The organism is Thermoplasma sp. Kam2015 (assembly GCF_003205235.1).
Classification (GTDB): domain Archaea; phylum Thermoplasmatota; class Thermoplasmata; order Thermoplasmatales; family Thermoplasmataceae; genus Thermoplasma.
Genome location: NZ_QJSM01000024.1, coordinates 22132 through 47904, shown reverse-complemented (window position 1 = coordinate 47904; position 25773 = coordinate 22132). Strand labels below are relative to the sequence as shown.

Annotated in this window: 23 protein-coding genes and 1 tRNA gene; 14 read left to right on the top strand and 10 right to left on the bottom strand. The window is 44.0% G+C overall.

Annotated features, from left to right (window positions below):
• Positions 1-51 precede the first annotated feature (51 nt).
• The 3 genes from DMB44_RS05235 to DMB44_RS05225 all read left to right on the top strand — a co-directional run bounded on the left by DMB44_RS05235 (position 52) and on the right by DMB44_RS05225 (position 1267).
• A tRNA-Thr gene (locus DMB44_RS05235) sits at positions 52-124 on the top strand.
• Between the two features lie 44 nt (positions 125-168).
• Positions 169-828 (top strand): adenosylcobinamide amidohydrolase, encoded by a 660-nt coding sequence (locus DMB44_RS05230; protein WP_110641567.1) that lies wholly within the window; start codon positions 169-171, stop codon positions 826-828.
• Between the two features lie 166 nt (positions 829-994).
• Positions 995-1267: a ubiquitin-like small modifier protein 1 gene (locus DMB44_RS05225; protein WP_110641529.1), complete on the top strand. Its 273-nt coding sequence runs from the start codon at positions 995-997 to the stop codon at positions 1265-1267.
• A gap of 32 nt (positions 1268-1299) precedes the next feature.
• Here DMB44_RS05225 and pyk read toward each other — a convergent pair whose 3' ends face one another.
• Positions 1300-2934: a pyruvate kinase gene (gene pyk, locus DMB44_RS05220; protein ID WP_237265313.1), complete on the bottom strand. Its 1635-nt coding sequence runs from the start codon at positions 2932-2934 to the stop codon at positions 1300-1302.
• 478 nt (positions 2935-3412) lie between these two features.
• Between pyk and gdh the strand changes: the two genes are divergently transcribed.
• From gdh to DMB44_RS05180, 8 genes are all read left to right on the top strand, one after another.
• Positions 3413-4498, top strand: a complete 1086-nt coding sequence (gdh, locus tag DMB44_RS05215) for a glucose/galactose 1-dehydrogenase (RefSeq protein WP_110641527.1) — start codon at positions 3413-3415, stop codon at positions 4496-4498.
• Positions 4489-5325 (top strand): bifunctional 5,10-methylenetetrahydrofolate dehydrogenase/5,10-methenyltetrahydrofolate cyclohydrolase, encoded by an 837-nt coding sequence (locus DMB44_RS05210; protein WP_237265312.1) that lies wholly within the window; start codon positions 4489-4491, stop codon positions 5323-5325. The genes gdh and DMB44_RS05210 overlap by 10 nt, the downstream gene beginning before the upstream one ends.
• Positions 5326-5419: 94 nt before the next feature.
• Positions 5420-6133 (top strand): NAD+ synthase, encoded by a 714-nt coding sequence (locus DMB44_RS05205; protein WP_237265311.1) that lies wholly within the window; start codon positions 5420-5422, stop codon positions 6131-6133.
• Between the two features lie 6 nt (positions 6134-6139).
• A complete protein-coding gene (locus DMB44_RS05200) occupies positions 6140-7438 on the top strand; it encodes a sodium:proton antiporter (RefSeq protein WP_110641521.1) in 1299 nt (432 codons plus the stop codon).
• A 309-nt stretch (positions 7439-7747) separates the two neighbouring features.
• Positions 7748-9001: a type II/IV secretion system ATPase subunit gene (locus tag DMB44_RS05195; protein WP_153280161.1), complete on the top strand. Its 1254-nt coding sequence runs from the start codon at positions 7748-7750 to the stop codon at positions 8999-9001.
• Complete coding sequence (locus DMB44_RS05190) at positions 8998-9840, top strand: type II secretion system F family protein (protein ID WP_110641517.1); 843 nt, start codon at positions 8998-9000, stop codon at positions 9838-9840. Before DMB44_RS05195 ends, DMB44_RS05190 begins: the two co-directional genes overlap by 4 nt.
• Positions 9837-10577 (top strand): type II secretion system F family protein, encoded by a 741-nt coding sequence (locus tag DMB44_RS05185; protein WP_237265310.1) that lies wholly within the window; start codon positions 9837-9839, stop codon positions 10575-10577. Before DMB44_RS05190 ends, DMB44_RS05185 begins: the two co-directional genes overlap by 4 nt.
• Positions 10574-11833: a type II/IV secretion system ATPase subunit gene (locus DMB44_RS05180; protein ID WP_110641516.1), complete on the top strand. Its 1260-nt coding sequence runs from the start codon at positions 10574-10576 to the stop codon at positions 11831-11833. The genes DMB44_RS05185 and DMB44_RS05180 overlap by 4 nt, the downstream gene beginning before the upstream one ends.
• Positions 11834-12287: 454 nt before the next feature.
• Here the strand turns inward: DMB44_RS05180 and DMB44_RS05175 are convergent, their stop codons facing one another.
• From DMB44_RS05175 to DMB44_RS05155, 5 genes are all read right to left on the bottom strand, one after another.
• Positions 12288-12632 carry a Rieske (2Fe-2S) protein gene (locus DMB44_RS05175; RefSeq protein ID WP_110641514.1) on the bottom strand — a complete coding sequence of 115 codons (345 nt, stop codon included), beginning with the start codon at positions 12630-12632 and terminating at the stop codon, positions 12288-12290.
• 92 nt (positions 12633-12724) lie between these two features.
• Positions 12725-13483, bottom strand: a complete 759-nt coding sequence (gene dph5, locus DMB44_RS05170; RefSeq protein WP_110641512.1) for a diphthine synthase — start codon at positions 13481-13483, stop codon at positions 12725-12727.
• On the bottom strand, positions 13468-14673 hold the full coding sequence (locus DMB44_RS05165; RefSeq protein ID WP_110641510.1) for an enolase: 1206 nt from the start codon (positions 14671-14673) through the stop codon (positions 13468-13470). The genes dph5 and DMB44_RS05165 overlap by 16 nt, the downstream gene beginning before the upstream one ends.
• 354 nt (positions 14674-15027) lie before the next feature.
• Complete coding sequence (locus DMB44_RS05160; protein ID WP_110641508.1) at positions 15028-15555, bottom strand: gamma carbonic anhydrase family protein; 528 nt, start codon at positions 15553-15555, stop codon at positions 15028-15030.
• 75 nt (positions 15556-15630) lie between these two features.
• On the bottom strand, positions 15631-16494 hold the full coding sequence (locus tag DMB44_RS05155) for a carbohydrate kinase family protein (protein ID WP_110641506.1): 864 nt from the start codon (positions 16492-16494) through the stop codon (positions 15631-15633).
• A gap of 172 nt (positions 16495-16666) precedes the next feature.
• On the opposite strand from DMB44_RS05155, the gene ileS reads away from it, so the two are divergent.
• Positions 16667-19747, top strand: coding sequence for an isoleucine--tRNA ligase (gene ileS, locus DMB44_RS05150; protein WP_110641504.1), 3081 nt, complete (start codon positions 16667-16669; stop codon positions 19745-19747).
• 7 nt (positions 19748-19754) lie between these two features.
• Here the strand turns inward: ileS and rpiA are convergent, their stop codons facing one another.
• The 4 genes from rpiA to DMB44_RS05130 form a co-directional block, all read right to left on the bottom strand.
• Positions 19755-20480: a ribose 5-phosphate isomerase A gene (gene rpiA / locus DMB44_RS05145; protein WP_110641502.1), complete on the bottom strand. Its 726-nt coding sequence runs from the start codon at positions 20478-20480 to the stop codon at positions 19755-19757.
• A gap of 53 nt (positions 20481-20533) precedes the next feature.
• A complete protein-coding gene (locus tag DMB44_RS05140; RefSeq protein WP_110641500.1) occupies positions 20534-21967 on the bottom strand; it encodes an APC family permease in 1434 nt (477 codons plus the stop codon).
• A gap of 454 nt (positions 21968-22421) precedes the next feature.
• A complete protein-coding gene (locus DMB44_RS05135) occupies positions 22422-22850 on the bottom strand; it encodes a universal stress protein (protein ID WP_110641498.1) in 429 nt (142 codons plus the stop codon).
• A gap of 83 nt (positions 22851-22933) precedes the next feature.
• A complete protein-coding gene (locus tag DMB44_RS05130; protein ID WP_110641561.1) occupies positions 22934-23494 on the bottom strand; it encodes a LysE family translocator in 561 nt (186 codons plus the stop codon).
• Between the two features lie 149 nt (positions 23495-23643).
• Between DMB44_RS05130 and DMB44_RS05125 the strand changes: the two genes are divergently transcribed.
• A complete protein-coding gene (locus DMB44_RS05125; RefSeq protein ID WP_110641496.1) occupies positions 23644-24510 on the top strand; it encodes a hypothetical protein in 867 nt (288 codons plus the stop codon).
• Positions 24511-24662: 152 nt separating this feature from the next.
• Positions 24663-25763 carry a glycosyltransferase family 2 protein gene (locus DMB44_RS05120; RefSeq protein WP_237265308.1) on the top strand — a complete coding sequence of 367 codons (1101 nt, stop codon included), beginning with the start codon at positions 24663-24665 and terminating at the stop codon, positions 25761-25763.
• The last annotated feature ends 10 nt before the right edge of the window (positions 25764-25773 follow it).

Below are 25773 nucleotides of genomic sequence, written 5' to 3'. Positions count from 1 at the left end.
TATGTAAGGATCAATGTATGCGATTCGTAGTAGATGCCCGTTGTTGGAAATGCCACTGTAGCTCAGTCGGTAGAGCAGCTGATTCGTAATCAGCAGGTCGGGGGATCGATGCCCTCCAGTGGCTTTGAATGAATTCTTTATTTTCAACATCATTATTTGGTTGACATCATGGACGATAAACCTTACAGATTTATTGAACAGGGCGATTATTATCTCATCGATTTTGAGCATGATGTAAAGGCTCTCAGTTCCGCACCATTTAATGGAGGTTTCGGATTCAGATCTAGGTACATAAACAGGCATGTAGATCATGACTACAGGGGACCGGTAAGGACGGAAGTTGAAAATTTTCTGATTTCAAACAAGATGGATGAAAGAGGAACGGTAGTGACTCTAACTGCGGCCGCTGTCACAAAATATGTGTATATGTCGAAGAACATAAACGGCCGTTTTATCGATCTCTTTCTGACCGCGGGCTTCGACAACGCACTATCAATAGGCAATCCATTGGGCAAGCCAGGAACCGTGAACATAGCTGTGATCACGGACATTTCACTCAATGCCTCCGCCATGGTGAATCTGATGCAGTCCATCGTCGAAGGAAAGGCGCAGTTCATGAACGATGCGAAGATACTGGACGCTAGAACTGGAAAACCATGTCCGGGCACGTCGACAGATACTGTATCCATCTTTGTCGCAGATCTTGAAGGAAACGTCGAATATGCCGGTAGATTAACTGAGGTGGGATATTATACTTCAATGATCGTATATAATTCGCTAATGCTTTCCAGCGCCTTCATAGGGAAGCGGGCATGCTCACCTCGCTAAGGCCTAGATATTTCTTGCCCATTTTTTGTAAAAGCCCGAATCTATTGCGTTACTCTAATCACCATAATCTAGAATGGATCCCTGAATTCATGATGAAACTAGAGCTGACCCGGGCGGTTTATTGAGAAACTTGCATGCTTAAATAACACAAATATATCGTTATACCATGGTTACCGTAAGATATTATGCAACGCTCAGGCCAGTTACAAAAAAGAAGGAAGAAACAATAGATGGGGTGGATACCGTATCTGATCTCCTTGAAAAATTGAATGAAGAATACGGAGAGGATTTCAGAAAGCAAATGTATGACGGTCAGAGCCTTTTCAAAAATGTGATAATACTTGTGAACGGGGAAAACATCACAACCATCAAGGGACTAGATACTGAGATCAAGGACGATGATCGCATAGACCTATTCCCTCCAGTTGCCGGAGGCTGATCTCTCTGCCTAAACACAGAAATATCCATTGATCAGCGCTGTGATGATGTCAGTATTATGCCCGTATTTCCATCGATATATATGTGCTCTCCCTCCAGGATCTTTCTCACCAGTCTCGTTTTTGTGACGATAGTCTTTCCATTGAGAGAACCGATTACCGAGGGTTTTGGATCCACCGTGAAGATGAACGCTTTGAAGTTTTTATCTGGGATCTTCCCATCTTCAACCACAAGGATGTCGCCATTTCCGCTGTAGGTTGCCGTTCCGTTGATGCTGTCACCAAATGAATAACCCCTTCCTATGAATTTACCCACCACGGCTACCTTGACGTCGTTCGTACCACCGAAGGTGAAATATGGATCGCCACTGGTTATGACCAGCTTGCTCCCGTCGGCAAACTGTCCCGATCTCACTATATGATCCATGACCTCAGGGAAGGTAAGTTTCTCGGCGTCGCCCTCCATGTGCATGGGCATAACTCCAAAGTAGATGTTCAGTTTCCTTGCAAGATTGTCGCTTACCGTGGCTGCATAGACCATGGCCTTCGGCCTCAGCGATGATATCATTCTCACTGTTGATCCGGTATGCGTCAGAGCGACTATACCGTCACTCTTAATGTCGTCAGATAGTATTTTTGCGGCCCTCGCCACAGAGTAGGCAATTGTGTTTCCCTTGAAATAATAAGACGAATCAAAGGAAACGCGTTCCTCAACGTAATCCGAGACTTCCTTCAGGGTTCTGACTGCCTGAACTGGGTACTTTCCTATGGCACTTTCTTCAGATAACATTATGGCGTCTGCGTTGTCGATTATGGCGTTTGTTATATCGGATATCTCCGCTCTGGTGGGCGAACTGTTGTTAACCATAGATTCAAGAACCTGAGTGGCAACTATTGTGAAGTCTCCATCCTCATGCGCTATCTTTATGATCCTTTTCTGAGCCAGAACTACTTCCTTCAAGGGCAGTTCAACTCCAAGGTCGCCGCGTGCAACCATTATCCCATCGGAAGATCTGACAATATCCTCTATGTTGTCTAGCCCGCTCTTTGTCTCTATCTTCGATATTATATACTGATCCCCACCGCTGTCCATGACGAAATCCCTGAGTTCATCTACATTATCTGATTTCTGAACAAATGAAAGTGCGAAGAAGTCGACGCCCTGGCTGATCCCTTCCTTGATGAACGATCTGTCTCTATCCGTTATGGTACCAAGTTCTATGAAGCGGCCGGGGATGTTGACCCTGCTTCTGTCTCTAAGAACACCGTCGTTCAGAGCCTCTATCGTGAATGGATCTGTCTTTACAACCTCAAAAGATACCTCACCATCACTCATCAGTATCTTGTCACCGACCTGAACAGCTGATAGCGCATTCATGTTGTTGAGTACCAGATCTTTGCCCATGACATAATTGGTTCCGGATACTATACGCAGCATTCCTCCATTGAATTCGCCAGTCCTGAGTTCAGGGCCCTTGAGATCTATCATGACACCAACGTTCCTGTCCAGGGATCTGACCAGCTTCGTTATTTCGCCCACATCCTTGATATCTGCATGTGCAGAATTGATTCTTATTAGCGATAATCCGTTTTCCATCATCCCCTTCAGGATGTCCGCTGATCTGCTCGCAGGCCCTATGGTGGCAACTATCTTAGTTTTCATGAGCATCACCAGCGTGTGAATTGAAACAATATAAATTTGTATGAAGGTTCTTCATAGATCTGCGATTTAACTTATGTGATTTAAGAAATATAAACGCCCTAGCTATACCAAGCGAGGTATCGCATGGATCTGAATATGAAAAGGTACCTTCTTGGGCATTGCAGCGATTTATCCCGGAGATCTTAAAGGTTCCTGAATTGGCATACATCAAGCATGGTTATGCTTTCATTGCAATAAACCCTCCGATCGGGATCATCGGGCAAATTGGCGTGCATTTACAGGAACCAGCATTTTCAGGTTAATTCTTTGGTAATGGATAGAACCAGTCAGCGAATACATTACATTGAAGTGTGCTCTAGGCTTTCTAGAGCAGATTCCAGTTATGCAATGATCGATGATGTATACCTAATGAGATCTCATGGTATTATTTCGAAATCCGTAATTCCCTAGAAACTAATTAATAATATCTTATATTTCCGCATCTATGTCAGAACAGAAAGCCATAGTGACTGACGCTCCAAAGGGTGGCGTCAAATACACTAGCGTGGATTTACCTGAGCCAGAACATTACGATGCAAAACTTTCTCCTGTCTACATCGGGATATGCGGTACGGACAGAGGAGAGGTGGCGGGTGCACTTTCATTTGCCTACAATCCTGAGGGCCAGAATTTTCTCGTTCTTGGCCATGAGGCGTTGCTGCGTGTCGATGAGGTTAAGGATAACGACTACATAAAGAAAGGCGATCTGGTAGTGCCATTGGTACGCAGACCGGGGAAGTGCATCAACTGCAGAATTGGCAGGCAGGACAACTGTTCAATAGGCGATCCTGACAAACACGAGGCAGGTATAACTGGCCTTCATGGCTTCATGCGCGATGTCCTGTACGATGATATAGAATACCTTGTAAAGGTAGAAGATCCGGATCTTGGCAAAATAGCAGTGCTCACTGAACCGCTGAAGAATGTGATGAAAGCCTTCGAGGTTTTCGATGTCGTATCCAAGAGATCCATCTTCTTCGGTGAAGATTCCACCCTCATAGGTAAGAGGATGGTCATAATAGGTAGCGGTAGCGAGGCCTTTCTCTATTCATTCGCAGGCGTAGACCGTGGCTTCGACGTCACAATGGTGAACAGACACGACGAGACAGAGAACAAGCTTAAGATGATGGATGAGTTTGGGGTTAGCTTCGCAAACTACCTCAAGGATATGCCTGAAAAGATAGATCTTCTCGTTGACACAAGCGGGGATCCAGCGACCGTCTTCAAATTCATCAAAAAGGTCAACAATAATGGCATCGTAATACTGTTTGGAACAAACGGCAAGGCTCCGGGCTATCCTGTAGATGGAGAGGACATAGACTACATAGTTGAGAGGAACATAACCATAGCCGGATCCGTTGATGCCGCCAAGATACATTATGTCCAGGCACTGCAATCCCTGAGCAACTGGAACAGGAGGCATCCTGATGCAATGAAGAACATGATAACATATGAGGCAAAACCCTCCGAGACAAACATATTCTTCCAGAAGCCGCATGGTGAGATCAAAACGGTGATTAAGTGGCAGTGAGGATACTCTCTGGAGAGGAGATAGCGGAGAAGAAGGCGAACGATCTACGGGCTAGGATAGAGAACCTTGGCCTTGAACCATCACTTAAGTTAATTCAGATAGGAAACGACGAGGCAGCATCAATATATGCGAGGGCAAAGATCAGGCGGGGAAAGAAGATAGGCATTGATGTCGATCTTGAAAGATACGATGAAATCTCCGTATCAGATCTTTTGAGAAGGATAAAGGATATCGCAGCCGATCCGACTATAAATGGCCTCATGATAGAAAATCCGTTACCAAAGGGTTTTGATTATTACGAGATAGTCAAAGAAATACCCTACTACAAGGACGTTGATGCCCTATCTCCATACAATCAGGGGTTGATCGCTCTAAATCGCGAATTTCTGGTTCCAGCCACACCGAGGGCTGTGATCGATATACTTGACCATTATGGATACCATGAGACAACCGTTACGGTGATTAACAGATCTCCTGTGGTTGGCAGGCCACTCTCCATGATGCTGCTGAACCGTAATTATACTGTATCTGTATGCCACAGCAAGACCCAGAATATAGCTGCATACACAAAGAATGCAAAGGTTGTGGTCGTCGCAGTGGGAAGGCCTGGTTTCTTGAACGGCAGTATGGTTTCAGGTGATTCAGTGGTTGTAGACGTTGGCATAAACTATGTGAACGATAGGGTGGTTGGCGATGCCGATTTCGAGGATGTATCCAAACATGTGGAAGCTGTAACGCCTGTACCGGGAGGGGTAGGCCCAATAACTGCCACAAATATTCTGGAAAATGTTGTCAGGGCTGCAGAGTTTCAAAAAATGATGAAATGATTTTTCATGAAAATGACATGCGAATGAAATTCCAGCGCAAGACAACGAAGTTTTATAATTAATTTGTAATACGTTTATCCGTATGCCCGAGTATATGCAGGAAATTGAGAGAATCTCTGATTTTCTCAGAAAGATTCTTCAGGATAAGAATGCCGTAATAGGAATAAGTGGAGGTATTGACAGTTCCGTCACTCTTGCCCTTCTTGCAAGATCGATACCCAAGGAGAGGATAATAGCGGTTTTCATGCCGGATAGGAATACACCGCAGTCCGATTATGATGACGTAAAGAAACTGACCGAAGGTCTCGGCCTAACTTACAGGCAGGTCAGGATAGATCCGATGGTCGATTCCTTTGTCGAAACACTGGCGGCAACGGACAGATCCGCCATAGGTAATATAAAATCTAGAACACGAATGATCATACTCTATTACTTTGCCAATATAAGCAAGGGACTGGTTATCGGTACAACAAACAGGACAGAGCTCCTGCTCGGATATTTCACAAAATATGGAGACGGAGGCTGCGATGTGGAGCCGATAGAGCATCTGTATAAAAGAGACGTATATGCAATCGCTGGAATACTTGGCATACCAGAATCAATAATTAAAAAGAAGCCGACTGCCGGTCTCTGGGAAGGGCAGACAGATGAAGGAGAGATTGGCTTATCGTACAACGAGATGGACGAGATACTCATGGATATATTCGATAGAGGAACTTTCACGGAGAAACCTGAGTACAAGAAGATAATGGAAATGCACAGATCGTCTGATCATAAGAGAACGATGCCATATTCATTGGAAAAATGATGATTGATGACGGCCATCTTCCCCTTTGGTTATTATCTCGACGTGAGCCTGATTCTCGTTTTGGGAGCCATGGCTCTGCCCATCTCGAGGAAGATGTCCGTTGTTGAGATACCAATACTTGTTTTCCTTGGAATAATAATCGGGCCGATACTGCATCTCATAAGCCCAGGGTTTTCCGTTTATCTATTCTCATCATTCGCCGGCGTAGGTCTGGGAATGATGGGCCTAGTGATAATACTGTACAGCGAAAGCCATAATATGAATTTGAAGGTTCTCAAAAGCGAGTTTTACAGGATAGCGTCTCTGGATACGATAGGAGTAATCATAACGGCCATAGTGGCGGGTGCTGTATTCACACTGCTGACTGGTGCGCCGATCATCATCGGTTTCCTGTTTGGTGCGATAGTCTCTCCAACTGATCCTGTCACTCTGATCCCCCTGTTCAAGAGGGTCAAAGTTTCTGAGGATATATCAGAGATACTGGTTGGAGAAAGCCTTTTCAATGATCCGGTTGGTATAATACTTGTATCTGTCGGAATTGCGCTGCTGGCGCCGGATTCGTCATACGTCTCCCTGTTTTCATCAATGGTGAAGATAATTTCCTTCTACCCATCTGTTTTCTTCTACTTCATAATTCAGGTGGCTGTACCTTCGGTTGTTGGTATAGCCATAGGCTTTGCGGTGATATACCTTGATAGGAGGATAAAGTTTGAAAATTATCTTACCGCGATGCTTCTCGGTCTCGTCATATTCGAGTTCACGGTGTTTGAGAGTCTCTCAATAACCCCATTCCCGGCCATAATAGCTACCGGTGCAATAGTGGGCAATTTTTCTGATAAAAACATATTCTGGTCAAGGGAACAGAACTTCCAGGAAAGTTTATCCTTTCTCAGCGCCGCTGTTATCTTCATACTGATAGGATCCTCCTTCACCCTGTCCGAGATCATAGCATACCTTCTTCTTGGGCTTGTGCTCACAATGCTGCTCATATTTCTCGTGCGTCCACTGGCCGTCTTCCCAAGCATAAGAATAGCCGATCTCGGAAAACCACGCATGAAAGGATATTACAAGGTTGTCGCTTTCATATCGCTTGTTGGCCCCCGTGGAGTCGTACCCGTGGTCCTGTCTACGTTGCCCTATGTGGTCGGAATCGAATATAATATCCCAGTTCTTGTGACATGGGGTCCGCTGATAAGCGTTTCGGCTCTCTTCGTTGTTCTGTTCTCCATAGTCCTTCAGACGATCTACACACCCATAATAAGAAATATTTTCCTGCCCGGTTCTGAGAACGGATCAGAAAGGTAGTATATTTTGTCGAAAAAGGTCGCTGTTTTACAAAAACAGCAGGACTCCCACCCTCAGCGATCAGGTTTACGATCTTTCTATGAGATGGAATGATCAATACAAACTTTGCAAAATTTGTAAGAATGATACCGACGCGGTTCTAACGTATGCTTGTGGATATTACGATACAGCGCTTTTCCAGCTTATCATAGTGCATGCAGATATCTCTTCGCTGAAAGAAAGTTTGAAGATTCAGGTCGGGCGTAGATCACATGCGAAAAACCTTCCGATCGGATAAAGTTTAAAATCCGGTACGTGGGATTTCATTCCGTGCAGGCTCAATATCGCAGTGAGGAGGGCATACGTTATTCTATTGAATCTGAGGATTATATGCGTATAGTGGAGCCTGACATGGGACAGAACGTCAGGGATGCAATAAGGATGGTGATAAATGAAATAACGTCGATCTCTGGAGAGATATCACAATGGAATCTGAGGGAGATCACTGCGAGATACAGGAACATCTACCGGATAAGGGATCCTTTCGTTCTGGATTATTTCATCAATAGATATCTATCCGGTCTCAGAAAAATCTATCCGCTGTACATAAACGATGGGATAGAGAAGATCATAGCAAATGGCTATGACAGTCCTGTGATAGTTCAGGCGGGCGGGCACTACTACGAGACCAATATAATATTGAACCGTGAGGATCTGGATTCCATAGCCATCAGAATCTCGCAGATGATGGGTAAGAAGATATCGAGTGGCAGCCCGATTGCCTATGGAACCTTTCAGAATTTCAAGGCTTTAGTCACGTTCGGTGACGATGTCACGCCAATGGGATCTTCAGTATATCTGGAACGCAGGCGCGCCGTTTCAGAACCTGAAATGATGTCAAGGATGAAGAGTCCTCAGGTCTCCGTCTATCTTAGCATAGCCCTTGAGAATATGAGATCGATCGTCATCATAGGACCGGAGACGCCGATGAAGATATCGATAATCTATTATCTGATAGGGATGATAAGCGTTGAAAAGAAGATCGCATACATAGGCGAAAATGGTAGATACGAGTCTCCAAGGAACGTAATATATATGAGTCCCAGGGAAAAGACAGTCTTCAATATGGAGATCAGCAAGGTTGATCTCATAAACACAGCCATGAGGCAGAGGCCGGATTTCATAATCGTAAACGGTCTCACAGCGCAAGATCTTCCTACAGCTGTGCAGGCAATCACAACAGGGCATACTACAATATCGGCTATGGATATCGATAATATAGAAAATCTGTCATCGCTATTTTCTGATCCGTCAACTGGACTTTCGCGAGATATGATATCATTGTTCGATATCGTCATACAGCTCTCAGAGGACGGGCAGTACGTTCATTCAATTTATGAGTATGATAGGATAGAGGGATCCGAGGTTTTATATAACGTTCCGTTCAGGGCCAATGAGAACAGGGATCTGATATTCAGTGGATATAGCGGCATATACAGGCGGATGGCGAGATCCATTGGAGAAGCTGAATTCAAAGCGCTGCTTGATGATCGGATCAGGAATTATGCGGAGGGCAGGACATGATCAGATATGCAGGCGTCAGGTCGGCTATAGATGGAAGCATCGCACGCATCATACCCAAGGCAACCGTGAAGAAGTACGAGGATCTGATGGTGAAGGCCAGGATGAATGCAGGGGCAATGACATACCTGATATCAGCCTATGAATATGCCATTGGGGGAGCGATATTGATAGTCCTAGTTGCCCTATTGTCATATTTTTTTGCGCATGCATTCTGGGTGATGATCTCATCCGCCGCTTTTCTGATATATGCGATAGCTATCTATTACCTCTTCACGCTGCCAGAGATCAGGGTGAAGGAGATAAAGCACGGCGTGGAGTATGTTATGCCGGACGCCCTGGCCATCGCTTATAGTCTCTCGCTTTCAGGGGTGTCGGCAGATTCTATGATCAGGGAGCTTGCTGGGATAAAGGAACTCGGGGAATTCGCAAAGGAATCGCAGAGGGTAAACTCCTTCATGTTCGCGATGGGTTATGATTTTCTGAGCGCGCTGGAACGCAGCGAGAAGGTGAGCGCTTCGCCCGATTTTTCAAGGTTTGTCTCCGGGATAAGACTCTCGATCCTTCTCAATTCAGATCTAACAGCATTTCTGAGGGATCGTCTTGAGTATTACAGGAGAATTCAAGAGAACAGATCGAAGCTCTCTCTAGATTCTCTTGGTCTGGCCGCTGAGAGCTATGTGGCCGTCGCCATAGCATTCCCAATACTGCTCTACCTCACCGGATCAATAATATCAATAAGAAACAGCTCAGTACTGTTCTTTGCAATATCTATGCTGTTGCTGGTGTCCACAGCCATAGTGATAGGGTATTTCACTGAGAGGATAAGGGGTGAAGTATGAACAGATGGATCTATTCAGCCATAATAGCACTCATCGGAGTCGTCATGGGTGGTATACTTAAGAATCTCATAATAACGATAATATTCCTGTTTTCGGCCGTTATGATATTCGTAGGCGCAGGTTTCATAGATACTGCAAAGAACATCGAGTCAAAGAATATGCAGGTTCCCTCGCTTGTCAGGGATCTTTCAGGTTACTCGAGCTACGGACTCTCCCTCTATTCGGTTTTGCGCATGATAAAAAATGAAGATCTTGGGCCGATCAGAAAGGAGGTGGAAAAAGCCATCGAGATGATGAAGAATGGAAACACGATAGAGGAGGTATCTAATTATCTTGAAGGCAGTTCATCGCCGGATCTTGCCCTTGTCTCGGCTGTATTGAAGAATGCTGACAATACTGGAAAAGCAGGCGAGACACTGCAGTTCCTCTCAACCTACATGAACGAGAGGTCCACAAGGCTGAAGAATGTTATACAGACCTCAGAAAACTATGTTGGTCTCGTGATAGGATCCTTCCTCATATTCGTACTGGTGATGGTGATAGTTGATTTCTACTTCCTTCGTTCCAATGGTCACGGTATGGTCTTTCTTTCTTCCATAATCCTCTTAGCCCAATCTTATGCCACTGGTTTATATCTTGGAATAGTGCGTTATGACAATATCATACCGGGGTCGCTGTACGCTGGCATACTTAGTCTTGTGACGGGGCTCCTCCTTCTTCTGGCGGGATCGCTATGAGTGTTTACCAGGTCAAGGGCAAATATTCGGATGATATCGCAATAATGGCTTTGCGTTATCTGAGCAGTGCCCATGAGATATCGCTTGATGTTTTTTCTGCACAGAACAACATAGATGCCATAACAAGATCGCAGATCGAGAGATTTGTTGATGACTACATCAACCGTATGGGAAAGGTTGAACCGCTTGTGGAAGATCCTGACATAGAAGATATAACGGTACTGCCTGAGAACTATGTCTACATATACCACAGGACGCTCGGCAGCATGCGTACAGACATATTCTTCACCGAGTATGAAGCTGGAAGATTCGCAAAGCATCTTGCCCAGAGATCTGGAAAGACGCTCTCGGTTTACAATCCCATAGTGGACATTTCATTCGGAAATCTGAGGATCAACATAGTGCATCATGACGTGGCCAGGCCAACAATATCCATAAGAAAACTCAGATCTAACCCATACAATCCTGCAAACCTGATAGGGAATGGCACCATATCCCCTGAAGTTATGGCGTATATCTGGGAGGCCATAGAATCAAGATTGAATATAATAATAACCGGTTCGACCGCAAGCGGGAAGACCACATTTCTCAACGCAATTGCCATGTTCTTAGATCCGCTTACGAATGTGACGATCATCGAAGACACGCATGAGCTCAATCTGAAGGGTAAAAATATGATGCTGCTTCAGCCGAAGCCTGGGATAGAGGATCTATCCATGCAGTCCATAATCGATATAATCCATTACAGGAACCCGGATTATCTAATTGCCGGAGAGATCAGAGGAAACGATATAAACACCTTCTTCAACTATCTGGCCTCCGGTCGCAAGGGAATAACAACGGTGCATTCTGGAAGCCCGGTCGGACTTATCCGGCGGCTCAGATCACCTCCATTGTCCATTCCGGAATCAAGCCTGATGAACGTTGACATCATAGTTGAGATGAGAAATGATGCAAGGCGCTATGTCGGTAAGGTCTCTGAGATCCATATGGATGACGGGATCCTTCTGAACAATGTATACGAATATTCTGCCGCTGGCTATCAGGCATCGGGTGTGAGCTACGCGATCAAGAAGATTGCTGGACTGAAGGGCATACCAGAAGCTTTCGTGGAGGACAGTATTGCAAGCAAACGTGATCTTCTTTCCGGGCTCGATCCAAGAATTGGAACAGAAGAATTCCTGGCCGCCATTTCAAAATTCCAATTGAGCAGGGAGAAATTCCCTGAAGAGAGAAAAGGTGACAGAGATCCTTGATGATGGCAGATCCTATTGGGGTCCCACAAATATGACGGCTTCATTTGAATGGCGCGATATCAGATTCCTATATCAAAATTTATACACAGATACTATCCGCACGCTTCGACTTGATATCAGAATCATGATCTTGCCGCATCAACAGGTATCTGGTCCAACAAGATGAAACGGTTTGGATAAAGGTTAAAGAGAAGTCAGGGGTTTGGCGAAAGCAGTAAAATTCTTTCTTCGGACATTAGATGTACGGACTCCCCTCAATGGAGAGATTTATAAATTGCGTTTCTAAATTTTTTGCATCATCCACGATAACCAGATGGATGATACTTAAGTAAAATCGCTGAGATCCGAATCCACGCCTGTGGACATCACGATGTGGGGCCTGTACGGATGTCTGGAAAGGCATAGGTCTTTTCGCTGAAAGGAAGATCCTAATTTATGGTAGTGCGCGTCAGGTTTATGAGACATCAATCTCCAGGAAACCTTCATTTTCCCTGACAGGATATATCTTAAGTGTTTCTCCAGATCCATCATATTCGCATTTCACATCTGGCCTGATCATGGCGTCTGCAGTTTTCTTTCCGGTGGTGATGTCATATCTGGCTTTATGTGCAGGGCATACTGCCTCCTTGCCTTCGACCTTATCGAGTATTGCACAGCCCATATGGCCGCATACAGCATCCATGGCATAGTATTTGCCTTCGAATCTGGACAGGAGAACTGGTCTTCCAGAAACCCATGCCACAATGGCGTTTGTGTTCTCAAAGATTTTTGTTGAAATAGACACCCTCTTATATACCATAGGCGATGATTACTTCATAACTTAAATTTTTTCTTATGAAAAATATTCGCATAATGGAATTTCTAAAGTCTAAGACGGTATCAATAAATTTCTCATTCTTTCATTGATGATCTGGAAAAGGCAGAAAGAAATCTTCTTTCGTTATCGTCCAGTGATGCAAGAATTATGATCATATATGGAGATGCGGCATTCTCATGCATCACATCATCTATCTTCCCAAATATGATCCTCTCGTCCTGAAACGATACGCGGGAGAGGATGCAGACCTCATCGATCAGTCCTTCATATCCTCTCCTGTTCTGCATCTCAATGAGCGATTCTATGGCATCATGCAGCGGGATATTCTCGGTCCCATCAAGGTCTATAAGAAGCGGTGTATGGAGTCCGATTTCAAGATTTCTCTTGATCTTGTCTATGACGCTCATTGGAAAGAATTTCTCATTTACCTTGGGAAGTGAAACTGGTGGAGCGACCTTGTAGATCATGAGGCCGGCTTTGCCCACGGCAGTATTGATTATCGAAGCATTTTCAAATAGCCTGACCTTGATTCCCCTGTTCAGAGCTTCGAATCTGATCTCATTGTGAGTGGTGGCCATCAGGGGGTCCCCTATGACGATTAAACTCACATTCTTGTCCATAGCAGGCTTGAGTATGCTGCCGTTCTCCAGATCCTCTCTGTTCAAAGGTATGACTTCACGATCCAGCATGGAGCTGATCTTTTTCACCAGTCCTGGCTGTCCGATCGATGTGTACTGATCGATGTAGACCAGATCGCTTGTCCTCAGCGCATCGAACTCATCGAAGGTGATGCTGCCAGTTCCCCTTAGGCCTATGCCTATGATGTTAAGCATTCCTCTATCCTCGCTATTTCGTTCAGTTTCGCAACTCTCTCTCCACCGATAACGCCAGTCTTCACAAACGTAGATCCAAATGCCACTGACAGATGAGCGAGGAAATCATCGGTGGTTTCTCCGGATCTGTGGCTCACGATGTTCTTCATGCCAGCGAAGGTAGCCACGGCAACAGCCTCTCTCGCGGCAGTCAGCGTACCTATCTGATTGACCTTTATCAGGACTGCATTTGTCGATCTCTTTTCAACGCCTTTCTTTATCCTCTCTGGATTTGTTGTGTACAGATCATCCCCCACTATCAGGCTCCTGTCTCCAACCTTGGATGTGATCTCAGCAAAACCATCAAAATCAGTATCGTACATGGGATCCTCGATATAGTAAACTCCAAAATCCTTAGATACTGAGATAGCGTAATCGATCTGCTCATCTCTGCTCCTTGTGATGTGTTTGTAAACATACTTTCCGTTTTCATACAGCGAATCCGCGGCAAAGTCTACTCCCGTGTATATCTTGACCTTCTTCTCCGACGAGATCTCCTTGACTGCCTCGTTCAGTATTTCGAAGGCCTCATCGTCTGAAAGATTAACGCTCCAGGCCCTCTCATCCCCGACGCCGATGCTTATATCCTTAAATCTATCTGAAAGCATGTCGCCAATCCGTCTGTGTACAAGCACGTTTATATAGGCAGATTCCAGGAATGTATCTGCTTGAGCAGAGACGAGAAACTCCTGTATAGATGTTCCATTTCGGGCATGCTTACCGCCACCAATGACGTTGCCCATGGGGCGCGGTATAGTGCTCCTAATCCCACCAACATATCTATATAATGGTATTCCGAGACTTTGAGATACAGCCTTTGCAACTGATATGGAAAGAACCGTAGCGAGGTTTCCTCCAAGATTTGAGAAATTATCTGAACCATCGATCTCGGTGATAAGTCTGTCAAAGCCGGACTGATCCAGCGCGTTGAATCCTATGAGAGATCTTTTCACCTTAGTTTCAAAGAACTGTATGGATGCATCAATACCGGATTTTGAAAAGGCAATGACCTCTGTTTCACCCGTGCTTGCTCCAGCAGGTGCTGATGTCCTTCCGAACCCGTTCGGAACAGTAACATCAGCCTCAACGGTAAAGTTCCCCCTCGAATCCAGTATTTTCCTTATTCTGATTTCCTCAATAGGTAATTCCATGTATGCCTATCGATGATCTGTAATAAAACTTGTCGATAATTATTCTATCATCATTCAAAAATCAGCAAGAGCTGAGATCAAAACATGAATTTGAAGAAGATGTGATCGGTCGGAATGAGGCCAGGGCGACGATGCACGTCTGCAGAGATCAACGTAGGGCGCCTTTAGGAATACACTGTACAAGCGAAGATATTTCAGATAAATCGATCATCTTATGCTTAAGCATAGCATCAACTTTCTCTGCTTTTTTGCTTATGTTATGTCTGAGAGTTTTCCTTATGGAGACATTATATATGATATTATATAAAATATTTGAAACAGGTTTTTTGATCATCGCTCATGGGAACAGATTTCTCAAGGCTTCCTCATAATCTTTAGATTCGTCTTGTACCTTGAGCTGAAGGTGTTATAGTTGTGCTTGTAATCTGTCCAGAGTTTTTTGTAGTCTTCGTCTATCTTACCTATAACCTTGGCCGGAACACCAACCGCTATGGCCTCATCCGGTATCTCCTGTCTGTTTTTCACCACGGCGCCTTCACCGATGGCAGCCCATACACCAACGACTGCGAAGTCAGAAACGGTTGATCCCATTCCTATTACGGCCCAGTCCCTTATCCTTCCGGTATGGATAACTGATAGATGCCCAATCGTCACGTGCTGACCGATGAACGTCTTCTCCCCAGGCCTGGCATGTATTACGCAGTTATCTTCTATAGCTGAATAATCCCCGACTTCAATCTCTCCATAATCTCCACGTAATACTGCTCCCGGGCCAATCCAGACCTCCTTGCCGATCTTAACCTTTCCAATGACTGTTGCATTTTCGCTGACGTATGCAGTGGGATCTATATCCGGTATTCTTCCCTCGAATTCGTATATCATCTTCCGTACAACGCTAATACCGATAAAATTGTTTTCCTGTTTTTGGTTTCTTTGATCGTTGAGTCTGAAATTTCATTATTTCTTGGTCAGAAACATTCGTCTATAGTTCTCTGATTCTCTCTCAAGATCATCTATGCCTATGGAAAAATTCTGTATGCCTTCGTCTATCGCATGATGCGCTATTATTGTGCCATATATCATGCCCCTTTCGATGCTCCTGTGCAGGTAGAGGGCGAGATAGATTCCGGCGCGGAAGGAATCACCGGCTCCAACGGTATCGCCATTAGAAGGTATTGCAGGGAAGTTGATTTTCTTCCCCTCTGCGTATAGATTGGATCCCATCTCGCCGGATGTCACTATGGTTATGTTCTTTGTAGGCTTTATACCGGTCTTCTCCCTGAATACCTTGAATTCATGTTCATTGAATATTGAGATGTAGGAACGTTCATAAAATTCAATCAGTTCATCAGCGGAATATTTTCCAATCTCCTGCGACGGATCAAAGACTATTTTCGATCTGGTAGATTTTGCGAGTTCGAGATATTTTGGACCGGTGCTGAAATGAACGAATTCGTATTCATCCTTTATGGCCGGTTCCCATCTCTCAATCGGCCCCTGATGCATAAACGCCACCTGCTTTTTTCCATCCGATGCTATATAGCATATTGGACCGCTTTCATTTTCGTATCTCTCTATATGATCCGTGTTTATGCCCATCTCCATCAGCTTGTGATAGTATTCGGTATGCGTCTTCATCCCTATGGCAGAGTATACATCGAATGGAATATTCATCCTCTTGGCGATCATTGCAAAGTTTCCAGCGGTACCTCCAAAACGCTGGGACAGATCCTTAACGTTCACGGATCCCTCCCTTGGAATTGAATCAACATGAATAAGAACGTCTATGTTCAGATGACCGAAATAGGCGAGAAACTTCATCGATCAATGATATGCATGGTATTAACAAATTTTTCCTTCCACAATAAGATCAATATCTGAGGTGCGATGTTCCTTATAGCCACATAAACAAGAAAGTTGCAAAGTTCGATAAGGAGATTATATCGAATACAATCGGTAAAAGCATATATAAGGTTGTTTATTAAGGTAAAGAATGCAATCCTTAAGATTTAAGCAGATTGAGCCTGGGCTGACGTTAAAGGACATAGATGCTGAAATAAGGGGATACTGGAAGGATAAGGATATACTGAATAAGATTTTATCAAAAGATGGCAGCAGGAAATTTGTATTTCTTGAAGGCCCGCCAACGGCCAACGGAAGGCCTCACATAGGTCATGCAATGACCAGAACGATAAAGGATATTGTTCTCAGATTCAATACCATGACAGATCATAAGATATACCGCAGGGTCGGCGGATGGGACTGTCATGGGTTGCCAGTGGAGCTTGAGGCAGAGAAGCATTTCGGATTCCACACAAAATCTGAAATAATAAATTTTGGAGTAGAAAAATTCAATGAATACTGCAGGGAGAGCATATTCAGGTACATAGACGAATGGAAGCAGGTTGATGATCTGCTCGGTTTTTCCATAGATCATAACGGAGATTATATAACGCTCAGAAATGATTATATAGAGAGCGAATGGTTTGCCCTTAAAACGATGTATGAGAGCGGGCTTCTGTACAAGGACTATACGGTTGTACCTTACTGCCCTCGATGCGAGACCAGCCTGAGTTCTCATGAGGTCGCTCAGGGATACAAGGATGTTAAGGATCCTTCGGTCTATGTAAGGTTCAAGTCCGCCGATGAGGAAAACACATATTTTGTAGCTTGGACAACTACACCGTGGACACTCCCTTCAAATGAGTTCCTTGTTGTCAATCCAGAGATGGAATACTCGCTTGTTGAGGTTCAGGGTCTCAAATATTACGTTGCAACCTCAAGGACCTCGTCTATATTCAAAGATTATAAAGAGTTGCGCAGATTGAAGGGCAAAGATCTCGTTGGAAAGAGATATATACAGCTCATGCCGTTTCTCGATCCACCCAAGGGAACGATGAAGGTTGTCGCTGGATCCTTCGTCACGTCAGAGGATGGATCTGGAATAGTCCATGCTGCTCCAGCTTTCGGTGCTGATGATTATCAGATAGGCAAGTCGGAGGGCGTTGAGATCCTTAACCCGGTTGACAAGAATGGTAGATTCGCGGATGAAAGATTGCCTTGGAATGGAAAGTTTGTCCGCGATGCAAACGACGAGATAATAGTGTATCTGAAAAAGAATCAGTTGCTGATAAAGAGTGAAAAGTATGAACACAGCTATCCATTCTGCTACAGGTGCGATACGCCGCTGCTCTATTATCCACTTGACGCATGGTTCATAGCGGTATCCAGGATCAGGGATAAACTGGTGGAATACAATGAGAGGATAAACTGGAAGCCAGAATATCTAAAACATGGAAGGTTCGGTAACTTCCTTGGTGAAGCCAAGGACTGGAATCTGAGTCGTGACAGATTCTGGGGTACCCCATTGCCGGCGTGGAGATGCAAGAACGGACATGTGGTGTTTGTGGGCAGCAGAAAGGAGATCGAGGATCTTGGAGGAAATGTTCCAGCGGATCTGCACAGGCCCTACATAGATGGTGTCAAATTCAGATGCCCGACCTGCGGGGAGGAGATGACCAGGGAACCATACGTCATAGACACATGGTTTGATTCTGGAAGTGCAACATATGCGGCATCGCATTATCCGTTTGAGGGAAATTTCGATCCAGAAACGGATGTTCCCGTATCATTCATAACTGAAGCCATAGATCAGACCAGAGGCTGGTTCTATGTGCTTCATGTCATCGCAGCCATAATGTTTGATAAGAATGCTTTTGAGAGTGCTCTCTCCATAAACTTCATATTGGACGAACAGGGCAGGAAAATGAGCAAGAGCAAGGGAAACTCTGTATACGCCCTGGACTTCTTGAATGAGGTTCCACCTGATTCCCTGAGACTGTTCTTCCTGTACGGGGCTCCATGGAAATCAAAGAATCTGGATAAAAAGGTAATAGACGAGGTTTCAAGAAAGACGCTTATGACGGTTCTGAATGTATACTCATTCTTTGCATACAACGCGAATATAGATAACTTTGAATATTCTGGTCTTCAGCTATCGAATAACCCTCTCGATAGATACATGGTATCAAAGACCAACAGCTTCATCAAGTTTTCCAGAGAAGCATACGAGTCTCTGGATTTCCATGAGGTAGTACGATCAGCCATGGAATTCGTAGATGATCTATCCAACTTTTATCTGAGGCTCTCCAGAAGGCGTTTCTGGGCAGATGGTTTTGATGAAGATAAGCGAAGTGCCTATTCTACGCTTTATTACGCCATGATGCAATTTGTGGCAGTTATGGCTCCAATAACGCCATTCTTCTCAGATTTCATCTATCTGAACCTTGGAGGATCTATGGACAGCATCCATCTGGAGAGTTTTCCCGAATTTGATCCAAAGCTGGTGGATGAGAAACTGGAAAATGGCATGGATCGAGCTTATTCCGTGATAGAGACTGTGAGGAGACTTAGACAGGAGAACTCTATAAAGGGAAGACAACCACTCAAGGAGATACTCATAGCTGGGGACATAGATCAGGCCGTCCTAGAAGTGGTCAAATCAGAACTGAATGCTAAGGATGTGCGAATAATAGAGAAGGAAAAGGAACCGATAACCCTGTCAGCCGATCTGAGGATGGACAAGGCTGCCCCAGTACTTAGGGCAAAGGTAAACGCTGTCAGGGAAAAGATAAGGTCCATGGACGGAAAGCTGGTTCAGGATCAGATCGCTGCAAAAGGATTCATCGAGGTAGATGGATCCAGGATCGAACCGGATATGGTTGATATATCAAGGCAGCCGGATCCAGCTTATGCCTATTCGCAGACCGAAAAATATAGTATCGATGTCTTCATAAACAAGAATATAGATCGCGATGATTATCTTGAGGGGTTGGCAAGAGAGATCGTCAGAAGGATTCAGGTTATGAGGAAGGAGATGAGCCTGAACTATACCGACAGGATAATAGCGTATCTTGATGTTTCTGACGACTTTGTTGATGCGATAAGCAGGCACTCTGATTACATAAAAACGGAGACGCAGAGCGATAAACTGATCCTGGATAAAACAGATGGCATGAAATTATGGGAGATAAATGGTGAACCGGTAAGAATAAAGATAGAGGTATCAAGATAGGCTCAATTCAATGGTCAAAATAAGTTTCCTCTTTCTCTATCCCTTTTTGTGTTATTTTATATATATTGCATCCGTTTTCAGTGCCTTCGAATATCCTCTTCGCTATTCCATTGAAAAGACCCACCTCAACTACACCGGGGATGGATTTCAATGATTGCTCCAGATCGACCGGATCTTCGATCCTTTCCATGTGCATGTCGGCGATATAGTTGCCGTTATCCGTGACGAATATTTCACCCTTATCCGTTCTTCTAAGATCCGTTTTCTTACAAAAATTTTTCAGGTTTTCCACAGTCTTCATATGCAGAAAAGGAACTATCTCTACTGGAAGCGGAAAGGTTCCAAAATGCTCGGTTTCTATTTTTCTGCTGTCGACGATAACATACATCTCCCTGCTGTTGTATGCAACTATTTTTTCCCGAAGAAGTGCTCCTCCACCACCCTTGATGAGCGTGCCGTAAAGATTAATCTGATCCGCACCGTCAATGGTTAGATCTATGTTACTCTGTATACTGTCTGTTATGCTGAGTCCATTTTCCCTTGCCAGTTCTTCGGTTCTCTTTGAGGTGCAGACGGCTGTTATATGAAGACCTTTTTCCTTCACTCTTCTTCCAAGCTCTCTGATCAGGTAGTATGATGTGGTTCCGGTTCCAAGGCCAATGATCATCCCGTCCTTGACATATCTTGCCGCTTCAACGGCGGCATTCATCTTCTGCCTTTCGTAATCAGCCATGAAAAGGTATGCCCATTCAATAAAAAAAATGTTGCTATTTTAGAAAAATGGGATCATTCTGTTGTTGAAGATCCCTTGACGCTCACTCCAGAGCTGATCCCTCTTCTCTTCAGATAAAGATTGAGCGCTATTGTCACCGCTATCATGAATATAACTGCAGATATTATGGCGATGTTTGTCGGATAGGATGGCGGGAAGAAGCTGTAATATATGCCTATGAGCAGCAATACTATGGATATTGCTGGAAGTATTGCATGTTTTGCTACACTGAACTCCCTGAACTTTTTGAACGCAATTGGCAACGATACATCGGTCATGATATGTCCTATGAAGAGCGCGACTGCTGACGCGGTTACGAGATACAGGAAGCCATAGAATGGGGTCATTATTAGCCCCGCTGCGAGAGAAACGATTATTCCGGAGACTGCTATGAATATCAGAGCAATATGCGGGGTTTTCCTCTTCCCATGGACCTTGCTGAAGACCTTAGGCGCGATACCGTCTCTTGCCATGGCATAGAGCATCCTTCCTGCGCTATTCAGTGGCGCAAGTGATCCGGTATACAGACTGTTTACTGCAAATATCATCATCGCTATGGCCATTGGCATACCTAGATATTTGAGCGCAACTATGATGCCGGGTACACCATTGCCATACTCAAGTCCACTTCCGTTTGCCGCGAAATTAGCCATGTTGTTCAGTCCCCAGCCTATTGTGAGGGCATATGATGTCAGGACAAAGACAGCTCCGGTTATGAGGAAGCTTATGAGAAGGGCATTTCTGATATTCTTCTTTGGCTGCTTCGCCTCCTCACCAAGCGCAACAACCGCGGAAGAACCCGACATCGAGAATATTGCCAGGATCATACCGACAAAAACTGGACCGAAACCACCAGCTGGCTTTGGTGTGAACGGCTCCAGCGTATTTGCTGGCCCTTTGATCACTATTATGGCCACAGAAAGTATTATGAGCAGAGCGATCTGGATTATTGAGGATGCGAGACTGTATTTGGTCGATCCCTCGACACCAAGATATGCAGGAAGCAGTATTATCAGTCCGAATACTATGAGCAGTGGAACCCATATGTAGGCATTAAGCGTTATTCCAAAGAATATACTGAAGAGACCGGGGATGAATACGCCAGTTATGAACAGTATTGCATTTGTGTATGTCATATAATAGGAGAAGAAGAGTATATAGCCAGAGACGGATCCATAATATGTGCCGGCACCCTCCGTATTGTAAGAATAGAACCCTCCTGCAGAGGCGATCTTCTTTGAATATTGATACGGAGTATTTATCCAGAAGAGCACGGCAAATATTGCGATAAGATATGCAAGTGGTAAGGAACCGAGTGCAATAGACGCAGATCCGGTCATAGTTGCAGCCACAGCGCCCAGAGGCGATATCATTGCAATGGCCTGCCCGAGAAGTGGCAAAAAACCTACGGAATTGGCCTTTAATCCAGTATTAGAATTGCTTGACATCCGTCTAATATCAATACAGTTGATATAAAGATTTCATGCGGAAGTAGAATTATATGGGCTCTGCTTGCAATTAATTATGCTTATGATGGAAAATATTTGATCTGGTTCATAGGTTCCTTTTCAAATGATAAAACTTACGAACAAAAAGGGATTAAAGATGAATGAATGACTCATATATAATTTTCAACGCAATGCATCTGCAAGCCACTGAATCGAACGTAGAATCGCGGGTTATTATCCGGTATGATAAGAGGCATTTACAATGAAACAAGTAAGAAAGTTCCGGCCCTTAGGGGAGAGAGGATTTCAGAGCATTTTAACATGAAAGTATTCTCAGTTGGCTGTTACGAGCGATCGTGTAATAATGCCTCATTGATATTATGCTGATAGCCAATAGATGATTCCTTAAATGCGTTGTTCTGAATTCTTAAAAAATATTGACGCATTGCGAGAATTATGGTGGAACAACGATAACCGGTACGTTTGATATTGCTAGAATCCCGGCGCTGACAGATCCAAGCAGGTATTTCGAAAGACCTCTGAGTTTTCTTGTCCCAGTTACTATCATATCACATTGGAGTTCCTTGGCAGTATCGACAATGACCTTTGAAACATCCACTCCATCTGAATTTTTCTTTATAACTTCAAAATCCACATTGGAAGCCGCAAGAATGCTTTTGGCCCTGGAGAGTATGGCCTCGTCTTCGCTGTCCTTACGTTCGAGTATGGTATCCGGTATGTAGGTCAACCGTCCACTTTCGGAGATTATATCGCGTGAGACATACAGTGCGATTATCTTATCGGCACTCTTGTTGAAATTCAGCGAAAAACTCAACGCCTTCTGAGAGCCATCTGATCCATCGTAGGCCACAAGTATCTTCATAGCTTAATATATTGAGCAAGGATTTAAAGTTAAGCTAATATTTCAAATTAAGGATCAATACCATATGATGAACTCCTAGATAACTATCTGGCAATGGATGAAATGCCAGAAAACATAAGATAAACGGCAAATGAGAACAGCACAATGAATGAGAATAATTTAACATATTTCTCAAATCTCTTGGCATATCTGTTCATGAGCAACGGGAAGGTAACTATCCAGATGACAATTCCGGAAAAAAGGCCAGCTATAGCAAGAATGTGAAATGACCTTATGAAAAAGAGTCCAACTGTTATCCACCACAATATCTGGAATGGATTAGTTATGCCCATGCTGAATCCAACCGCATAATTGCCACCTCTGGTTCTCTGAGAAGATTTAGATTTAAGAACAGAATAAGACAGATAAAAGAGAAGCAATGCACCTATGATGTAGAGTGCATGAAGATAAGTTTCCGGTATAAGTCTGCCAAATTTATATACTATGACGAAGAATATGAAGTCTGCAGTCATAGCACCAGCTCCCACGCTCATCCCATGCACCTTTGATCTCATACTTTCAGACATTATGACCGAATTTACAGGTCCGGGAGGAGCCGTGAGAGAAAGACCCACAGCAATGCCGAGGAGGTATGCCACCAGCAACAACATCCATCAATTATAATGAACTAATAAAAGTTGCAGTCTTGGCATAGATGACTTTCATGCGATCTGCGTAGATGAACCCTGGTCGAATCGAAGAAATAATGAAACAATCGAGAAAACAGTTATCTACATCAGTTAGCTGAATTAATGTGAAGCAGGACGATGACGCTGTCGCAGAGATAATCGGTACCGTACTTATATTTGTGATAGTGGTAACGCTTTTGACAGCTTATGCGTCATGGTACGTCCCATTGCAGGAACAGAGATCGCAGCAGGAGTTCTATCAGAATTCGATAGCCGCAGAGAATGCATTCTCGGCTAAAGTTATGGAGGGCCATAGCTTCGTTCAAAATTTTCCTGCGGGAATTTCTGGAGGCTTTGGGAATACCTTCGATACCTATCTATCATTCATTAACGAGACTTATGGTTCTCTCAGTGCATCATTCAGTGTTCTAGTGAATTCCTCCGGGAAGAATGTATATGAGAACTATTCCGTTGACTATGTACAATCAGGATATGTATCTGCCTATCCGTCGACCAGTTTCTTGGACGCTATCTATATTAAAGACTATGGAAACTTTATAACCGACGGATCAGTATTTTATGGGCCGATGTTCGTTCGTATATCAAACGATACATTTTGCATTTCATTGGCCCATCTTGTTGGAAAGAATTTCTCAGAATCTTCCTCCTCTTCACTTTACATTGCAGTTTCTGTTCTTGAGAGATCTCTAACCGCAATTTCCATCAATCAAACGATATACGTCAATGGTACGCCTGCTACTGTGAAATCGATAACCATGACCGCTATGAATTATGGTCTCAACGGTTCATTCACTGGATCTTTTGAAAAATATCTGCTTGTTTCGGATGATCGGATTCCTTTGGCCGGCAATTACACGCTGGGGAATTATAGCCTTATCCTCAATGCAGATCACTTCACTCTTTCGCTTACGAAGCCCATTTCGATCAGTACATTGGATATATCTTATTTTTCATATTACGTCTCCACATAATTCGATCAAAATAATTTTCCTAAATTCATCAACGAATTTCATTGCATATTCATAGTTATATTTTTATTAGCGATGGCAATAGTGATTATACGATAAGGATCCTTGAAATTATAGCGCTTTTATTCGGGTTGATATCATCGATATATTACATAGTGAACAGCTATAATTCACTGGCTTACAGAAAATCGCACAATCCAAAAAATGGAGAGAAGTTTACGGCAGAGGACATCACAATAGTCATGCCCGTGTACATGGAGGATCCAATAATATTCGAAGAGGCTGTTATCGCGGCCTCTAAACAGGGATCAAAAATTTTCGTCTTCGGCGATGACTGCGACGAACCATATAGATCCATCGCTGAGAAGCATGGATGCACTTTTATCAGAGTCAGTCCGCATAGAGGAAAGAGGGGGATACTTTCACATTCAATGCAGTTTGTGCATACGCCACTTGTTATGTTTCTGGACAGCGACACAGTGATAGACGCCGGTGCAGTCGCGGACATGATAAAGTATCTTGACGCCGATGTAGGTGGTGTTGGAACAAATATCAGCATATTCAGGAACGGTCATCCTGTTTCATATGCTTCGGAATTCGTTGAACGTGTCAGAGAAGTCATATTCAAATCTATGTCTAGGAAGAGCTCAGTGATGGTTCTTGACGGTCGATGCTCCATGTACAGGACGGACGTAATCAAGCCCTTTTTGATGTCCCGTGAATTTCAGGACAATATTGTGATGGGAAAGAGAAGCGTGCTTGGGGATGATAGGCAGATAACCTCATATATAATAAGAACCGGTTACAGAGCCGTAAAGGATTACGATGTATATGCTCGCACATACCAGTACAGCAGCTTCAAGAAATTCTTCAAGCAGCAGATCAGATGGGGAAGGGTTGGCTGGACGTACTTTTTCAAGGATATTGCGAGTGGATCTGCGAGAAAGGCAGGGCCCCTGTACACGTTCGATCTCATATATATGTATCTTCTTCCCATATTCACTCTGGTCATCGGCGTGCTGACATTCATATATATTGTTCCTCACATGCACATGTTCTTTTATGGTATGACGCCAAGATTGAGGTTTGATAGCTATCTAATTCATAGGTTAAGAGGCGATCCAGATATGCCTCTGTTCTTCGTAGCGAGATCCTTCATAAATTTTCTGACAACAGCTTCAGCCGTCATTTTCGGCGTATCAATATCAACCACGATGAAGGGCGATAGGGCAAAGGTGTTTGCATATGGATCATAGGTCTCCTTAT

Coding starts and splice junctions, on each gene's coding strand:
- DMB44_RS05230 (WP_110641567.1), top strand. CDS start 169: ATGGACGATAAACCTTACAGATTTATTGAACAGGGCGATTATTATCTC.
- DMB44_RS05225 (WP_110641529.1), top strand. CDS start 995: ATGGTTACCGTAAGATATTATGCAACGCTCAGGCCAGTTACAAAAAAG.
- pyk (WP_237265313.1), bottom strand. CDS start 2,934: ATGCTCATGAAAACTAAGATAGTTGCCACCATAGGGCCTGCGAGCAGA.
- gdh (WP_110641527.1), top strand. CDS start 3,413: ATGTCAGAACAGAAAGCCATAGTGACTGACGCTCCAAAGGGTGGCGTC.
- DMB44_RS05205 (WP_237265311.1), top strand. CDS start 5,420: ATGCAGGAAATTGAGAGAATCTCTGATTTTCTCAGAAAGATTCTTCAG.
- DMB44_RS05200 (WP_110641521.1), top strand. CDS start 6,140: ATGACGGCCATCTTCCCCTTTGGTTATTATCTCGACGTGAGCCTGATT.
- DMB44_RS05190 (WP_110641517.1), top strand. CDS start 8,998: ATGATCAGATATGCAGGCGTCAGGTCGGCTATAGATGGAAGCATCGCA.
- DMB44_RS05185 (WP_237265310.1), top strand. CDS start 9,837: ATGAACAGATGGATCTATTCAGCCATAATAGCACTCATCGGAGTCGTC.
- DMB44_RS05180 (WP_110641516.1), top strand. CDS start 10,574: ATGAGTGTTTACCAGGTCAAGGGCAAATATTCGGATGATATCGCAATA.
- DMB44_RS05175 (WP_110641514.1), bottom strand. CDS start 12,632: ATGGTATATAAGAGGGTGTCTATTTCAACAAAAATCTTTGAGAACACA.
- dph5 (WP_110641512.1), bottom strand. CDS start 13,483: ATGCTTAACATCATAGGCATAGGCCTAAGGGGAACTGGCAGCATCACC.
- DMB44_RS05165 (WP_110641510.1), bottom strand. CDS start 14,673: ATGGAATTACCTATTGAGGAAATCAGAATAAGGAAAATACTGGATTCG.
- DMB44_RS05160 (WP_110641508.1), bottom strand. CDS start 15,555: ATGATATACGAATTCGAGGGAAGAATACCGGATATAGATCCCACTGCA.
- DMB44_RS05155 (WP_110641506.1), bottom strand. CDS start 16,494: ATGAAGTTTCTCGCCTATTTCGGTCATCTGAACATAGACGTTCTTATT.
- ileS (WP_110641504.1), top strand. CDS start 16,667: ATGCAATCCTTAAGATTTAAGCAGATTGAGCCTGGGCTGACGTTAAAG.
- rpiA (WP_110641502.1), bottom strand. CDS start 20,480: ATGGCTGATTACGAAAGGCAGAAGATGAATGCCGCCGTTGAAGCGGCA.
- DMB44_RS05140 (WP_110641500.1), bottom strand. CDS start 21,967: ATGTCAAGCAATTCTAATACTGGATTAAAGGCCAATTCCGTAGGTTTT.
- DMB44_RS05135 (WP_110641498.1), bottom strand. CDS start 22,850: ATGAAGATACTTGTGGCCTACGATGGATCAGATGGCTCTCAGAAGGCG.